The sequence below is a fragment of the Ruegeria sp. CE12 genome, assembly GCF_056537525.1.
This window is the reverse complement of record NZ_JBQFRS010000002.1, coordinates 436930-452522: the sequence shown is the minus strand read 5'-3', so window position 1 is coordinate 452522 and position 15593 is coordinate 436930. Positions and strand designations below refer to the sequence as shown.

Genomic DNA, 15593 nt, shown 5'->3' with positions numbered 1-15593 from the left:
ACATTCGACGAGAACTTTGAAAGCGTGGTTGTTTCAGACGACATTGTACGAAGCGTTCGCAAAGCGCCGATAAAGGTATTGGTAACATCTCGACACGGCCGGAAATATCAAGCGCGTTGGAGATTAGACTTACCAGTTTCAATCAACGAACATACGAGCAAACGAAAATGGGAAGCCAAATATCGAGCAACCTATGACGCTAGAATAGATTTAGAAGCTCTATCCGCGAAAATGAAAGTAAGTCTACGCAGCGGTCAATTCAGAACCCAAAATAGCGGAGTGTGCCACTCTAAAAAATAGCGTTCTCACACACACATCTTTTCAAATCAGCACAAACAGTACACCTCAATGCAAAAAACCCCGGCAATTTGACCGGGGTTTTTCAATTTCCTTGATCGCTTAGGTTACTCAGCCGCCTCTGGCGCGTCTCCGTTATCCGCTGCAGCCTGTTCAGGCTCGGCGGGTGCAGCCTTGGGCTTGCGTGCACGTGGACGGCGTGGTGGCTTTTCTTTCTTGGCAGGTGCCTCTTCGACTGGTTCAGCACCCTGGCTTTCCGGTGTCTCGACCAGACCAGATTCAGGTGCGGCAGGCTCGGACCCGAAATCCATCACGTCAGGTTGCGGCGCTTCGGCCGGATCTGCCTGACGTGCAGCTTCGCGTTCCTGACGCTCGGCGCGCTCACGGTCGCGTTCGGCCTGGCGCTCACGGTTCTGGCGTTCCTGCTCTTCACGGCGCGCTTCGATTTCGCGCTGCGCCTCGCTCAGCATACGCAGGTAATGTTCCGCGTGCTGCTGAAAGTTCTCGGCCGCGACGCGGTCATTCGACAGCTGGGCGTCACGCGCCAGCTGATTATATTTATCAATGATCTGCTGCGGGGTGCCGCGCACTTTGCCCTCTGGACCCGAGCTGTCAAAAACCCGGTTTACGACATTACCACCAGAAGGGCGATTGCGGTTGTTCTTGGCCCGCGAGCGGGATTTGGAAGATCTCATCTTACTTTACGTCAGCCTTGTCATTCACTGTCGATCAACCCGTACGTTGCACTGCTCTAAGGCCTTTTACCGTGACGTGCTGTCGACTTTTTGGGCTTGGCGTCAGGGGCGCGCTGAAACAGCGTCAACCTCGCCGACTACCCTGAGTAAGCATGTCCTGATCATGCAGACAAGAGGGTAATATGCATTTTCGCAGCTTTTTTACCTGAACCGGCGTTTTTTGGCCTCATTCACCCCATTCAACCCGGCATTCTGGCGCCAACAACACGGTCCCGGCCATCCAGATCCGGAACCACGCGGATATCGATCAGACCCGACGCGTCAAACAATGCCGCGACAGCCGCCGCCTGTGTCGGACCGATTTCGACCAGAATACGCCCACCCGGCATCAGAAAATCAGGGGCTGCAGCAGCAATACGCCGATAAGCGCCCAGCCCGTCCCCCTCATCCGTCAAAGCCATCCTCGGCTCGTGTTCCCGCACTTCTGGGGACAGCTGTGTCATCTCATCCAGCGAAATGTATGGCGGATTCGAGACGATCAGATCGAACTGCCCTTCTTCTATCCCCTCAAACCAATCGGACTGTATGATCTCGACCCGGCCCTGCACCTGATGCAGCACCGCATTGGCGCTGGCCTGAAGGCAGGCAGATTCGCTCAGATCAACGCCAATTCCGGATGCGCTTGTCCGCTCGGCCAGCAAAGTCACCAACACACAGCCTGACCCGACACCAAGGTCCAGAATGTGATCGAACGGTTCACTCAGCGCGGCCTCGATCAAGGCTTCGGTCTCGGGGCGTGGATCCAGAACATCCCGGCTCACCCGAAAGCGGCGGCCATAAAATTCGCGCTCTCCCAACAGGTGGGAAACCGGCACACGGATGGCACGCAGCGAGATCAGCTGATCATATCGCTCGGCTATCTCAGGCGACAATTCTTCGGGTGCGATCAACGTGACGCGACTGGCTTCGATACGTGCTGCATGGGCAAGCAGAACCCGCGCATCCCGGGCGGGATCTTCAACACCGGCAGCCCGCAGTCGCGCTGTTGCAGCAACCATGGCCTGTGCGGCCGTCTGCGCCCCGTTCATTGTGACATCTCAGCCAGTAGACGCGCCTGATCGTCTGCCGTCAGCGCATCGATCACCTCGTCCAGATCGCCCTGCATCACCTGATCCAGCTTATAAAGCGTCAGGTTAATGCGGTGATCGGTCATGCGGCCCTGCGGGAAGTTATAGGTTCTGATCCGCTCAGACCGGTCCCCAGATCCCACCTGGCTGGCGCGATCCGCCGAGCGTTCGCTGTCGATCCGCTGCCGCTCCATATCGTAGAGACGAGTCTTCAGCACCTGCATCGCGATCTCGCGGTTGCGGTGCTGGGACTTTTCGGAACTCGTGACTACGATCCCGCTGGGAATGTGGGTAATCCGTACAGCCGAATCTGTGGTGTTCACGTGCTGCCCACCCGCGCCGGAACTGCGCATCGTGTCGATACGAATATCGTTGGGTTCGATATGAATATCCACATCCTCGGCCTCGGGCAGAACCGCCACGGTAGCCGCCGAGGTATGGATACGCCCGCCGCTCTCGGTTTCGGGCACCCGCTGAACCCGGTGCACACCGGATTCGTATTTCATCCGAGCAAAGACATTGTCGCCCTTGATATGGGCAACCACCTCTTTGATCCCGCCCAGATCCGAGGATTGTTCCTCGATGATCTCGAACTGCCATCCCCGCGCCTCGGAATAGCGTTGATACATCCGCAGCAGATCACCCGCAAACAATGCGGCCTCATCACCTCCGGTTCCGGGCCGGATTTCCAACATTGCCGGACGCGCATCGGCTTTGTCTCTGGGCAACAACGCCAGTTGCAACGCATGCTCTGCCTCGGGAATGCGAGCCTGCAGCTCGGGGATTTCCTCCTCAGCCAGCTCTTTCATGTCCGGATCGGCCAGCATTACCTCGGCTTCGGCCAGATCGGCCACCAGTTGGCGCCATGTCTCGATCTGCTCAACCACAGGCTTTAAGTCCGAGTATTCCTTGGCAAGCGCCGCAATATCTCCGCCCGAGGCGCCATCAGCCATGGCAGCTTCGAGGTATTGGAATCGCTGGGTTATCTGTTCAAGGCGTTCTTCGGGGATCATCCCGGCGGTGTCTATCATCCGCGGGCTTTGGTCAAGGGCCTGCCTTGTGCTAAGCTCACATGCATGAAACGGATTATTCTTGCGCTTACCCTGTGCACGACCCCTGTCATGGCTGATGTAATTGGCCCCGGCGGCAAGGTTCAGGATTGCTATTGCACCGACAAAGCCGGAACCCGAGTCGAGCTGGGAGAGATGATCTGCCTGCAGGTCGATGGCCGCATGTTCATGGCCCAATGCCAGATGTCACTGAACGTTCCCATGTGGCGCGAGGTTCAGGAGGGGTGTTTGTCATCAGGGTTGGAGCAAACCCAGCCCCAACTCAGCAATTCTGCAACTATTCAAAGCTCGGGTTAATCACCTACAGATCTTCCCACTTGCTTAGCTTGTGCTTTCTGCGCGTCGTCCGGATATTGTGCTCCGCGCAAAGCGCCATGCTGACACCAAAGAGCAGAGAGCAAATAGCCAATCGTGGGACCATGCAAAGCGGAGGTGAGAGAAATACATATAAACCCAGCCCCCAAAGGCCTCCCATCACCAGTGGATCCCACGTCAATCGCGATACCTTGGTCCGATAGAGTTCCGGTTTCGGCCTGCATCCGGCACGTCTGAAAAAGCGAACATATGGGGTGGATTTTCCGGGCTCTTGCAGTCCCGCATCTTCCAATTCAGCGGTTGCCCTCTGAAACTTGGCTTCATAATCACTCATACCACCAATATGGGAATTAAGTTTTTATTTTCAACCTATTGAAGCTGCCCTAGCCAGCTTTCAACCCGCGCTTTATTCACTCCGAAATCCTTGCGCCCGAAACGCAGCCTTGCGTGGATACGCAGCGCGTCACCATCCTGCTGCGCGGTGGTATAATCCGGAAATCCCATCAACCGACTTCGGGTGATATAAGTCACCATTCCCTCGTCGACCGACCCGGCCAAAACACTGGTACGAGGGGACTGACGCGCAACCACATCCAGCCGTGCAAGCCCGTCCGGGCCGGTTTCAACGACCCGCACTACCGCGCCCATCATGTCCCTGCTGGTTTCGCCCACAGGTGCCACATGCCAACGGGAGGGATCGGAAGGGGCAAGACGGATGTAACCGGCCAGCAAAAGCCCCGCGCATACCAATACCCAAACTACAGTCATCTTCATCCCGCACCTGTTTCAACCGAACCTAGCCGGAACGCATCGGTGAACAAGATGTTCAACCAGCCCTTACCGCGACGTCACGCCTGGAAGAATGCACAGCATTTCGAACAACAAGTTCGCAGCCGTAAGCGCAGTATTGCCCGATGGATCATAGGGTGGAGAGACCTCGACCAGATCACAACCAACGACATTCATCCCCTGCAGTGCGTGGATCAGTTGCAGTGCCTGCGGTGTTGTCAGCCCGCCGATTTCAGGCGTGCCGGTCCCAGGCGCATAAGCCGGGTCCAGACTGTCGATATCATAGGTGATATAGACCGGATGTCCGTCGATCGTCTTGCGGATCAGAGACCCGATCTGGGTCAGGTTCTGCTGCCAGATATCCCACGCCGGATATTGACGGAATCCCCACCCCTGCGCTTCGGTGAAATCGCTGGCGGCATAGCCAGATCCCCGAATACCGATCTGAAAGGTCTTGTCCGGAACGATCAGATTTTCCTCATAGGCGCGGCGGAATACGGTGCCATGGGTCTCGCGCTCACCAAACATCTCGTCATTGACGTCGGCATGGGCATCAACATGCACCAGGGCAACCGGACCATGTTTGTCTGCTATTGCACGCAGAATTGGCAGGGTGATCGAATGATCGCCCCCCATCGCAACGGGAATGACATCCTGTGCCAGAATACCGTCATAGCTTTCCTTGATAATCTTCAGACTATCCGACAGCGAGAACGTGTTGATCGCCAGATCCCCGATATCGGCAATCTGCAGGTTATCGAATGGGGCAGCAAAGGTGGCCATGTTATACGGCCGGATCATCGCGCTTTCGCTACGGATCTGTTTTGGACCAAACCGCGTACCCGATCGCCAAGATGTGCCAATATCCATCGGGATCCCAAGAACAGCGACGTCCAGCCCATCCAGAGAGGACGCCTGCGGTAGCCGCATAAACGTATTCGGCCCCGAGAACCGCGCCAGATCATTGCCGCCAATCGGCTGGTTGAATTGGGTCATGTACTTTCTCCGATCCGGTTCTTCACCAAGCACTTACCGGGATTATGCCTAACCAAAGGTTAAGGCTTTACCAGCTTGTTCCACCCCAGCAGGCAGATGATCTGCGTTGCCACATGTGCCCCGGCAATCGCAGTGGCACCAGACGTGTCGAATGGAGGCGATACCTCAACCACATCCCCGCCCTTGATGTTGATCCCCGCGATATCCCGCAGGATGATCTGCGCCTGAATCGAGCTGAGGCCACCCCAAACAGGTGTCCCGGTTCCCGGTGCAAAGGCCGGATCCAACCCATCGATGTCGAAGCTCAGGTAAACCGGACTGTCGCCCAGAATCCCCTTGATCTTCTGGGCTACGGCGGCCGGTCCGGATTCATAAACCTCGCGTGCGTCGATGATGTTGACTCCCAATGTGTCCTCGTTGGTGGTGCGTATCCCCACCTGAACTGATCGCTTGGGGTCCACGATCCCGGACTTCACCGCCTTGTAGAACATGGTTCCATGATCCACTCGGGACATGTCGTCATCGGCCCATGTGTCCGTATGCGCATCAAACTGTAGCAGAGACATGGGCCCGTATTTTTCGGCATAGGCCTTCAGGATCGGAAAGCTGATGTAGTGATCTCCGCCCAGCGTCACCGAGGCGACATTCGCCTCCAGAATCGTGCGGATGTGATCGGTCAGAGTATCCGGAAAGGCTGGAATATTGGCATAGTCATATGCCATGTCCCCGTAGTCGATGATTGCCAGTTCGCTGAGCGCATCAAACGGCCAGCCATAGGGTGCGTCGGGTGACTGCAACGCGCTGGCCTCGCGAATGGCACGTGGTCCCAACCGGGTACCGGGACGGTTGGTTACCGCCTGATCGAACGGCACGCCGGTCACCGCGATGTCTGCGCCTTTCAGTTCCTTCGTATAAAGCCGACGCAGAAACGAGGTCGCGCCACCAAATGTGTTCTCAAAGGACAGGCCTTTGAGATCCGGGTTGGTGAACGCCTCGTCCACCTGAGTCTTTGCATCTTCCAATGCCATTTCGGGTTATCTTCCTCCCAAGGTTCCCGATGGGCTGGCGACGCGCGCTAACGTCAAGCCACAGGCAGCGCCTTTTCCACGATCTTCGCGAAAAAGGATGCACCCACCGGCGCGATTTCGTCGTTGAAGTTGTATTTTGGATGGTGCAGCCCCGCACCGTCCCCCTGCCCCAGAAACAGATAAGCTCCGGGCCGTTCCTGCAGCATGTATGAAAAATCCTCGGCCCCCATCTCGCGACCGGTGTTTTCGGTGACCCGCTCGGCCCCCGAAACCTCGCGCGCCACGTCAGCGGCAAAAGCGGCCTTTTCCGGGTCGTTGATCGTGGCGGGATAACTCACATCATATTCAAGCCGCGCCTCAACCCCGTACGACGTGGCCTGTCCCTGCACGATCTGCTCCATGCGTTCCATAACCATCTTCTGCACCGCCGGGTCGAAGGTCCGTACCGTGCCGTTGATATAGGCGGTGTCCGGGATCACGTTGTTCACCGTGCCGGTATGGATTTGCGTCACCGACACAACCAGATCGTCCAGAGCGTAGTGATTACGGCTGACGATGGTCTGAATCGCCTGCGCAATGCCACAGGCCGCCATGACCGGATCGCGCGTTTCATGCGGCATGGCCCCGTGTCCACCGACACCCTGAATGTGAACCTCGAACGTATCGACAGCAGCCATGATCGGACCCGGCGTTGTATAGAACGAGCCTTCCGCAAAGCCGGGCGCGTTATGCAGCGCGTAAACCTGCGCGATGTCGAACCGGTCCATAATTCCTTCTTGAACCATAACCCCGGCGCCGCCGCCCTCTTCCTCGGCAGGCTGAAAAATCAACGCAACCCGGCCGCGAAAGTTCCGGGTTTCGGCCAGATAACGTGCAGCCCCCAGCAACATCGTTGTGTGCCCGTCGTGGCCGCAGGCGTGCATCTTGCCTGGATTCTTCGAGGCATAGTCAACGCCGGTTTCTTCGGGAATCGGCAACGCGTCCATATCCGCCCGCAGGCCAATCGTCGGTCCTTCGCCCTGACCGTTGATTATCGCGACGATACCGGTCTTGGCGATCCCCTCATGCAGCTCATCCACGCCAAACTCGCGCAGACGCTCAGCAACAAATGCCGCTGTTTCGTAGCATTCGAATTCCAGCTCAGGGATTGTATGCAGGTGCTGGCGCCATGTGGCCATGTCGGTGGCAAAATCGGCAATTCGGTTGACGACGGGCATCTGGGGTGGACTCCTGATCCAAGCTGCGAGATGGATGCATCTGACACCGGAATAAGGGGCTTCGCAATGGCTGAAAATCCGCTGATCCATAACTCGGACGCAGGTATCGAACGTTTGTTGGAAATCATGCGTCGTCTGCGTGACCCGGAAACCGGTTGTCCGTGGGATATCGAGCAGGATTTCGGCACTATCGCGCCCTATACGATTGAAGAAGCCTATGAGGTCGCCGACGCCATCGAACGGCAGGCCTGGGATGAACTGAAGGGCGAATTGGGCGACCTTTTGTTCCAGTCCGTGTTCCACGCCCAAATGGCCGAAGAAGCCGGTCATTTCGCGTTTCAGGATGTGGTGCGGACCATGTCCGACAAGATGGTGGCCCGCCATCCGCATGTCTTTGGCGATGAATCCCGCGACAAATCGGCTGAACAGCAGACGAAGGACTGGGAAACGATCAAAGCCGCCGAACGCGCAGGCAAGGAACAGCAAGGTGCACTGGACGGTGTAGCTGCCAACCTGCCGGCCCTCCTGCGGGCGCACAAATTGCAAAAGCGTGCGGCTCGCGTGGGGTTTGACTGGCCCGATGCCAGCCACGTGCTGGCCAAAATCACCGAAGAAGCCGCCGAGCTGGAAGAGGCGCGCGAAAGTATGGACGCAGACGCGCTTGAGGATGAATTCGGCGATCTGCTCTTTGTGATGGTAAATCTGGGTCGTCATTTGGGTATCGAGCCCGAGGCCGCTCTGCGACGCACCAACGCCAAGTTCACCCGCCGGTTCGAGCAAGTCGAGGCACGGCTGGCTGATCGGGGTAAAACCCCGACGGACAGCACCCTCGAGGAAATGGATGCTCTTTGGGACGAGGTCAAAACCGAAGAACATCGCGCCAACGGCAAACTCCCGCCAGCAATGGCAAACACGGCCCGTGGAAGCGCGTAAATTTGCTAGACAACAGCGGCGACACTTGCCAGTGTCCGTCCTTCAATATCCCGGAGGCCACCCATGACTGCGCGCAAGATCATCATCGATACAGACCCCGGACAGGATGACGCCGTCGCGATCCTGCTGGCGCTGGCCAGTCCCGAAGAGATCGAGGTTCTGGGCATTACCGCAGTCGCAGGTAACGTGCCGCTGGATCTGACCGCCAAAAACGCGCGGATCGTTTGCGAATTGGCGGGCCATACCGATGTGCCGGTTTATGCCGGATGTGATCGACCGCTGAACCGCCCTCTGGTAACCGCTGAACATGTACACGGCAAAACTGGCCTCGACGGCCCTGATCTGCCCGACCCACAAATGGAACTGACCGAAGGCCATGCTGTCGATTTCATCATCGACAGCCTACGCACGCATGAGCCGGGTACCGTCACCCTCTGTCCGCTGGGCCCTCTGACCAACATCGCAGCCGCCTTTCAGAAAGCGCCTGACATCGTTGAACGCGTGCAGGAAATCATTCTGATGGGTGGCGCTTATTTCGAGGTTGGCAACATCACCCCCACGGCTGAATTCAACATTCACGTTGACCCGCAAGCCGCTGACATTGTGTTTAAATCTGGCGTTCCAATTGTTGTTATGCCTCTGGACGTGACGCACAAGGCGCTGGTTACAAAGCCCCGCAACGACGCCTTCCGTGCACTGGGAAGCAAGGTTGGTATTGCTGTTGCCGAGATGACCGATTTCTTCGAACGTTTCGACAAGGAAAAATATGGCAGCGCGGGTGCCCCACTTCATGATCCTTGCGTTACAGCCTATCTGATCAAGCCCGAGCTGTTTAAAGGTCGGCACGTGAACGTCGAAATTGAAACCCAGTCCGAACTGACTATGGGCATGACCGTCGCCGACTGGTGGGGCGTTACAGATCGCAAACCCAACGCCCTGTTTATCGGCGATGTGGATGCGGACGGGTTCTTTGACCTGCTCACCGAACGGCTGGCGCGGCTATGACTGCCGCACTGCGCCTCGCCCGCCCGGACGATCTTGACCGTCTGATGACCCTCGTCTCTGCCTTTCACGCCGAGGAAGGCATCGAACAGGATGCCGATCAACTGCGCGAAGCGCTGCTCCCCCTGCTCGAAGGCATCCCTCATGGCTGCATCTATCTCATCGGGCCGGGCCGCGCGCCACTGGGCTATATCATCCTGACATTCGGCTGGTCCGTCGAATTCGGCGGAATGGACGGTTTTGTGGATGAGATTTACATCCGCCCTGCAGTCCGAGGCCGTGGAATTGCCACAGAGGTTCTGCTTGAACTTCCCAAGGCGCTGGCTGGTGCAGGGCTGACCGCCCTGCATCTGGAAGTCGACCGCACGAACGAGTCAGCACAAAAGCTCTATCTTCGGACAGGCTTCAAGCTGCGCGACCGCTATGCGCTCATGAGCAAGAAGCTCTAGCGAGACTCCCCGCGGAAGATCACATTTGGATTGTACATTTCCTGAACCGGGTCATCCGACGACACCTTTTGACCGGTGATCGGATAGGTTCCCGGGCCTGCACAGGCAGCCATCAGTCCCAGAGAGAGGGCGGAAATTACCAGAAGGAATTTGGATACAGGCATCGTGTTCTCCTTTCTGCAATGCAAGCAACATAGGTCACGATGCGCCTGTCTCGTTAGGTACAGGTTCACACATAAGGATATTTATGTCGGCGAATATTTGCCTATAGCCCTACTTTTGGTACCCAGCAGGTCAAAATTTCAAAATGATATCTTAACCCTTAGTGTCCGACCCAGATTGATCCGGGCATAGTGACATTTCAAAGAACAGAAGATGGCCTTCGACAATCTCTGGCAGATCTGAATACGCGTCACGCAACTGAAAGCCTAAAGACAGGTACAATTGAGTCGCCGCCTCAAGAGGTTTTCCCGTGTCCATCCGAATGTATTCGAATCCATCGCTCCGACACTGTTCAATAAGACTTAGCATGATCGCACAGCCCGCGCCGGTGCCGCGTGCCTGCTCGTTGACATACACTCGCTTGATTTCTGCCACCCTGGGTTCAAGCGTGTGAAACATCCCGCACCCTATCGGCTGTCCATTTAACAACGCCAACCTCATCCCACCAGAGGGCGGCATGTGATCGGTTTCGATCGCCTCCAACACGCGGGTATACTTTTCCTGTGGATAGACAGCCTGCACGATTTGCACCGATCTTTCGTCCAGCGTCAGCAGAAAATCTCGATACTCCCAACACAAACGCCGAACCGCGTCTAGCTGGTCCGGCGTTTCTGGATTGATAATACTCAGCAAAATACGATCCCCGGGAAGTACCCAGGTATCAAGATAGCATCACAGTAGTTATTTGCGAAGGATCGACGCGCCTGCGTACTCGGCAACTTCGCCCAGCGATTCCTCGATCCGGATCAGCTGATTATACTTGGCCAACCGGTCCGATCGCGCAAGCGAGCCGGTTTTGATCTGACCGCAGTTGGTTGCAACCGCCAGATCAGCAATGGTTGCGTCCTCGGTCTCGCCCGAGCGGTGCGACATAACGTTGGTGTAACGTGCGCGGTGCGCCATATCGACGGCGCGCAGCGTTTCGGTCAGCGATCCGATCTGGTTCACCTTAACCAGCATCGAGTTCGCGCAGCCACGCTCGATCCCTTCGGCCAGACGTGCAGGGTTGGTCACGAACAGGTCGTCACCCACCAGTTGGACCTTGTCGCCGATGGCATCGGTCAGGGCTTTCCAGCCGTCCCAGTCATCTTCGGACATACCGTCTTCGATCGAGATGATCGGGTAGTCTTTGACCAGAGCCGCCAGATACTCAGCGTTTTCCTCAGAGGTCAGTGAGATGTTCTCGCCCGACAGGACGTATTTGCCGTCCTTGTAGTATTCGGTTGCTGCGCAATCCAGCGCCAGGTGGATTTCCTTGCCTGGCTTGTAACCTGCCTTTTCAATGGACTGCAGGATGAAATCCAGTGCTTCGCGGGTGGATGCGATGTTAGGGGCAAAACCGCCCTCGTCGCCAACACCGGTGGCAAGACCAGCCGCCGACAGCTCACGTTTCAACGTGTGAAAGACCTCAGAACCCATGCGCACGGCTTCGCGGATATTCGCGGCAGACGTCGGCATGATCATGAATTCCTGAATGTCGATTGGGTTATCAGCGTGTTCACCACCGTTGATGATATTCATCATCGGAACAGGCAGAACACGGGCCGAAGTGCCACCGACATAACGATACAGAGGCTGTGTGGTGAAATCCGCAGCAGCCTTGGCTGTCGCCAGCGAGACACCCAGAATGGCGTTGGCGCCCAGACGGCCCTTGTTCTCGGTCCCGTCCAGTTCGATCATCGCCTGATCGATGGCGACCTGCTCGGTCGCGTCAAAACCAACCAGTTCCTCCGCGATCTCGCCGTTCACTGCTGCCACGGCCTCTAGCACGCCCTTGCCCATATAACGGGACTTGTCACCATCGCGTTTTTCGACGGCTTCATAGGCACCGGTCGACGCGCCCGAAGGTACAGCGGCACGGCCCATGGTGCCGTCTTCCAGAATAACGTCCACCTCAACAGTGGGGTTACCCCGGCTGTCCAGGATTTCGCGTGCGTGGATGTCGATGATGGTGCTCATGATACCGGTCCCTAAAGATGACTTTGGTTGCATGCCTCATAACAGCACCGGGCAAAAAGTAAACCGGCTCCGTTATCGCTAACACGCCTATTTTCCGGCCTTTAGGGCTAACATTTTCCTGTTTGCGCCAACGTGCGACGATCCGTCAGGCTGCGACCGCCATTTCGCGCGCCAGCCTGCGTTCACGGATAAAGGTGTACATGCCCGACCCGATGATCAGCGATGCACCTGCGATCGTCATCGCATCGGGGCGTTCCCCAAACATCAGCATCCCGGCGGCGATCGAAAAGACCAAACGGGTATAGCGAAACGGCGTCAGGGCCGAGGCCTCTCCGATGCGCATGGCTGTTACAATGCCGTAATAGCCCAGAACTCCAAAGCCGATGGCACCCAGATAAGGACCAACCTGTACCGCCTGCAACGGCACGACCGGCTGTGCTGAAAACGCCATCAACGCAACCCCTGCCAGCGCGACAGCGATATAGGCCTGCAAAGCGACAACGGATGAAGGTACACGAACATCCAGTTTACGTGTCAGCAAGTCTCGCGCGGCGATAGCAATCACGGTGGCTACGACGAACAGCGACTCGGGCTCAAAACCCTCAAGCCCGGGACGAATGATCATCAGGACACCGACAAAGCCGATACCAATCGCGCTCCAGCGCCGCCATCCGACATGTTCACCCAGAAACAGCGCCGCGCCCATGGTTACGGCCAGCGGCATCGCCTGAAATACTGCAGCAACCGTGGACAACTCGACCAGCGATAGCGCGGTAACAAAGGTCAAAGCACCAACCGCTTCGGCCCCGGCTCGGGCCAATGGCAACGGTTGCCACGCCACGGGATCAAAGATGCGTTTACGGGTCGCCAGAGACATCAGTACAAAAACCAGCCCACAGAACAGACCCAACACGATCATGATCTGCCCCGTCGATACACTGATCGACAGATGCTTGATGAACATATCCTCAAGTGAGAAGGCCGCCATCGATCCGATGATAAGCAAAATGCCGTTTACGTTATTCATGCGCGTGTCCGTAGGGATGGGCTGACAAAAATCTGCGCCCTTACGTCAGCAAAAGCGTAACTTTTGCGACGTAGCAAGCCATATTACGACAGGTTTGATGAATTGCCGTGAGGCGACCAATCGCGTTTCGTGATGGATCAGTCCTGCTCCAGCGGGACGCCGTACAGCTCCAGCCGGTGACCTTTCAGCTTATACCCAAGCTTTGCGGCGATCTTTTCCTGCAATGCCTCGATATCGGGATCGACGAATTCGATCACCTCTCCGGACTGCATGTCGATCAGGTGGTCGTGATGGTCCCGTTCGGCGTCTTCGTATCGCGCGCGCCCGTCACCGAACTCCAGCCGCTCAAGAATGCCGGCTTCTTCAAACAGCTTCACGGTCCGATAGACCGTTGCAATCGAGATACCCGAATCTATCGCCGAGGCGCGGGCGTAAAGCTCCTCGACATCAGGATGATCCTCGCTTTGCTGAAGGACCTGGGCAATGGTCCGGCGCTGACCGGTCATGCGCAGCCCTTTGGCTTCGCAACGTGCGATGATCGTGTCCGACATGATACCCCTCAGACTTGTTCGGGTTTCTGTCTTAGTACGTCTGGCGCGCTTGCGCCACAGGGGAAATGCGCTTTACGGCAGGGCAATTCACGCAACCCGCTGAAGGTCTGCCCAGATCGGCAGATGGTCCGAGGCGATATGCGCAGGCCGCTCGCCGTGCACACCATGCGCCATGGCGCGCAGCCCATCACCCAATGCAATACGATCCAGTGCCCCCAACGGCTGCGCCGCGGGAAAGCTGGGCATTGGCGGCAGGAACCGCATATCCGGGGCCAGATTATCGAGCACGGGCTGCCGAGACCATTCGTTGAAATCCCCGGCCCAAACTGTTGGCATCTGATTCAGATCCGAGTCACATCTGCGAATATGGGTAATCTGCTGACGCCGCGACGCAGGCAACAGACCAAGGTGCATCCCCATCACACGCAACGGTCCGATGGGCGTATCAAACTCAACCCGCACGGCCCCGCGCGGCTCAAGCCCTGGCAGTTCATGATGACCGGTCTGCTGGACCGAGATCCCCTCCCCCCGCCAGATCACGGCATTCCCGTGCCAACCCAGGCTTCCAGCCCCGCCAAGATCAACAATCTGCCAACCTGCCTCATCCAGCATGAAATGCGGCAGCGCGGCTGGCCGTGGCGGCAGTCTCTTGTCAGCCTCCTGCAACACCACGATGTCGGCCTTCAACCGATCCAGCACCTGCATGATGCGTTGAGGCTGACGGCGGAAATCCAGCCCGACGCATTTTTGTATGTTGTAGCTGGCCAGCCGTAAGGTCGATGCTCGGGTCATGATGTCCTGAAATATCGTTCAGCCCTAAGATTGCCCTGCCTTCGACGCAGTGCAACCCCGAGTTTCAAAACATCCGCGCAAGTGTTGGCCCCACTTGCCTAAATGGCTATTGATGAAGCGTCTGAGACCACATCGGGATCGCATAAAATGGCAACACAGAACACAAGCAACACCAAACGTCTGGAAGGTCGTTCTCTGGTGATCGCAATGTGGGGCAATCTGTTCATGGCCGCAGCAGGGATCGTTGCTGGTGTGCTGTCCAATTCGAACGCGATCATGATGGACGGCCTGTTCTCGCTGATCGGGTTCGGATCGGCCTTTCTGGGGCGTCGGATCAGCCAGCGTGTCGATGCAGGTCCCGACAAACTGCGTCCCTTTGGCTATGCTGCGGACGAGGCGATCTTTTCGACCTTCAGGTCTCTGTCACTGCTGGGGCTTGTGCTGTTCGCGATCACGAATGCCGCCAAGAACATCTACAGCTATTTCAATGGCATGATGCCCGAGCCGCTGAACTTCGCACCGATGTTCGTCTATTTCGTTGTTATCGGACTAACCTGTTTGTTCCTCTGGGCATTCCATCATTTCACATGGCGCAAGACCGGTAAGGTCAGCTCGATCCTCAGGCTTGAATCCAAAGCGGCGCTGTTCGATGGGCTGATCACGGCCGCCGCCGGCATCGGGTTGGGAGCCATTTATATGTTCCGAGACGGACCACTGGCCCCGATCGCACCAATTGGCGACTCGATCATCGTACTGTTGCTCTGCCTGTTGGCCATAGGTTCCTATGTGCGCGACTTTCGCGGTGGTCTGGGAGAGCTGGCAAATGTCGTCGCCAGCCCCGAGCATCTGGCCACGGCCCGTCGTGCGCTGCGCGCAACGCTAACCGAAGACGGCGGCACCCTGCAGGACATGTCAGTCACCAAACAGGGCCGCTCTTTCCTCGTAACCGTTTATTACGATCCCGGCCGCCCCGTAACCGCCGAGCAGATCGACGACCTGAATCTTCGCCTGATCAGCGATGCGCGCAAGGCGATTGATGGATCGGATGTGTTTCTGATGATCACAAAACACCCACGACGCTGGCCAGATTCCATCAATCCTTATCAGACAAGCCAGTAAACTGG

Annotated in this window: 19 protein-coding genes; 5 read left to right on the top strand and 14 right to left on the bottom strand. The window is 57.1% G+C overall.

From position 1 onward, the window contains the following. Positions 1–404: 404 nt before the first annotated feature. The 3 genes from ACR0IO_RS07060 to prfA all read right to left on the bottom strand — a co-directional run bounded on the left by ACR0IO_RS07060 (position 405) and on the right by prfA (position 3132). Positions 405–992 carry a DUF4167 domain-containing protein gene (locus tag ACR0IO_RS07060; protein WP_155150746.1) on the bottom strand — a complete coding sequence of 196 codons (588 nt, stop codon included), beginning with the start codon at positions 990–992 and terminating at the stop codon, positions 405–407. Positions 993–1231: 239 nt separating this feature from the next. Further along, positions 1232–2080 carry a peptide chain release factor N(5)-glutamine methyltransferase gene (gene prmC / locus ACR0IO_RS07055; RefSeq protein ID WP_155150751.1) on the bottom strand — a complete coding sequence of 283 codons (849 nt, stop codon included), beginning with the start codon at positions 2078–2080 and terminating at the stop codon, positions 1232–1234. Continuing rightward, positions 2077–3132: a peptide chain release factor 1 gene (gene prfA, locus ACR0IO_RS07050; RefSeq protein WP_480740856.1), complete on the bottom strand. Its 1056-nt coding sequence runs from the start codon at positions 3130–3132 to the stop codon at positions 2077–2079. Before prfA ends, prmC begins: the two co-directional genes overlap by 4 nt. Before the next feature lie 63 nt (positions 3133–3195). Between prfA and ACR0IO_RS07045 the strand changes: the two genes are divergently transcribed. Further along, complete coding sequence (locus tag ACR0IO_RS07045; protein WP_170330767.1) at positions 3196–3486, top strand: hypothetical protein; 291 nt, start codon at positions 3196–3198, stop codon at positions 3484–3486. Between the two features lie 4 nt (positions 3487–3490). On the opposite strand, the gene ACR0IO_RS07040 is transcribed toward ACR0IO_RS07045, so the two are convergent. From ACR0IO_RS07040 to ACR0IO_RS07020, 5 genes are all read right to left on the bottom strand, one after another. Then, positions 3491–3838, bottom strand: coding sequence for a DUF6404 family protein (locus tag ACR0IO_RS07040; RefSeq protein ID WP_367646922.1), 348 nt, complete (start codon positions 3836–3838; stop codon positions 3491–3493). 35 nt (positions 3839–3873) lie between these two features. After that, complete coding sequence (locus ACR0IO_RS07035; RefSeq protein WP_480740376.1) at positions 3874–4278, bottom strand: DUF1499 domain-containing protein; 405 nt, start codon at positions 4276–4278, stop codon at positions 3874–3876. Between the two features lie 63 nt (positions 4279–4341). After that, complete coding sequence (gene speB / locus ACR0IO_RS07030; RefSeq protein WP_480740374.1) at positions 4342–5289, bottom strand: agmatinase; 948 nt, start codon at positions 5287–5289, stop codon at positions 4342–4344. A gap of 59 nt (positions 5290–5348) precedes the next feature. Further along, positions 5349–6317, bottom strand: coding sequence for an agmatinase (gene speB / locus ACR0IO_RS07025; RefSeq protein ID WP_155150765.1), 969 nt, complete (start codon positions 6315–6317; stop codon positions 5349–5351). Between the two features lie 53 nt (positions 6318–6370). Then, entirely contained in the window at positions 6371–7534 is a 1164-nt protein-coding gene (locus ACR0IO_RS07020) for a M20 aminoacylase family protein (RefSeq protein ID WP_170330776.1), read from the bottom strand. A gap of 66 nt (positions 7535–7600) precedes the next feature. Here ACR0IO_RS07020 and mazG point away from each other — a divergent pair, with 66 nt between their 5' ends. From mazG to ACR0IO_RS07005, 3 genes are all read left to right on the top strand, one after another. Next, the gene (gene mazG, locus ACR0IO_RS07015; protein ID WP_170330778.1) at positions 7601–8467 is read left to right on the top strand and encodes a nucleoside triphosphate pyrophosphohydrolase; all 867 of its coding nucleotides are present in this window, start codon (positions 7601–7603) and stop codon (positions 8465–8467) included. A gap of 63 nt (positions 8468–8530) precedes the next feature. Next, positions 8531–9472 carry a nucleoside hydrolase gene (locus tag ACR0IO_RS07010; RefSeq protein ID WP_170330780.1) on the top strand — a complete coding sequence of 314 codons (942 nt, stop codon included), beginning with the start codon at positions 8531–8533 and terminating at the stop codon, positions 9470–9472. Continuing rightward, positions 9469–9918, top strand: a complete 450-nt coding sequence (locus tag ACR0IO_RS07005; protein WP_155150776.1) for a GNAT family N-acetyltransferase — start codon at positions 9469–9471, stop codon at positions 9916–9918. The genes ACR0IO_RS07010 and ACR0IO_RS07005 overlap by 4 nt, the downstream gene beginning before the upstream one ends. Here ACR0IO_RS07005 and ACR0IO_RS07000 read toward each other — a convergent pair. From ACR0IO_RS07000 to ACR0IO_RS06975, 6 genes are all read right to left on the bottom strand, one after another. Further along, complete coding sequence (locus tag ACR0IO_RS07000; RefSeq protein WP_170330782.1) at positions 9915–10082, bottom strand: hypothetical protein; 168 nt, start codon at positions 10080–10082, stop codon at positions 9915–9917. The genes ACR0IO_RS07005 and ACR0IO_RS07000 overlap by 4 nt on opposite strands. 151 nt (positions 10083–10233) lie before the next feature. Then, positions 10234–10773 (bottom strand): GNAT family N-acetyltransferase, encoded by a 540-nt coding sequence (locus ACR0IO_RS06995; RefSeq protein ID WP_480740369.1) that lies wholly within the window; start codon positions 10771–10773, stop codon positions 10234–10236. A gap of 48 nt (positions 10774–10821) precedes the next feature. Beyond that, entirely contained in the window at positions 10822–12099 is a 1278-nt protein-coding gene (eno, locus tag ACR0IO_RS06990; protein ID WP_480740366.1) for a phosphopyruvate hydratase, read from the bottom strand. A 145-nt stretch (positions 12100–12244) separates the two neighbouring features. Continuing rightward, entirely contained in the window at positions 12245–13126 is an 882-nt protein-coding gene (locus ACR0IO_RS06985) for a DMT family transporter (protein ID WP_480740362.1), read from the bottom strand. Between the two features lie 137 nt (positions 13127–13263). Continuing rightward, the gene (locus ACR0IO_RS06980; RefSeq protein WP_480740360.1) at positions 13264–13677 is read right to left on the bottom strand and encodes a Fur family transcriptional regulator; all 414 of its coding nucleotides are present in this window, start codon (positions 13675–13677) and stop codon (positions 13264–13266) included. Between the two features lie 87 nt (positions 13678–13764). Then, a complete protein-coding gene (locus ACR0IO_RS06975; RefSeq protein WP_155150789.1) occupies positions 13765–14469 on the bottom strand; it encodes an endonuclease/exonuclease/phosphatase family protein in 705 nt (234 codons plus the stop codon). 147 nt (positions 14470–14616) lie between these two features. On the opposite strand from ACR0IO_RS06975, the gene ACR0IO_RS06970 reads away from it, so the two are divergent. Further along, positions 14617–15588: a cation efflux transmembrane domain-containing protein gene (locus ACR0IO_RS06970; RefSeq protein WP_480740357.1), complete on the top strand. Its 972-nt coding sequence runs from the start codon at positions 14617–14619 to the stop codon at positions 15586–15588. Positions 15589–15593: the final 5 nt, after the last annotated feature.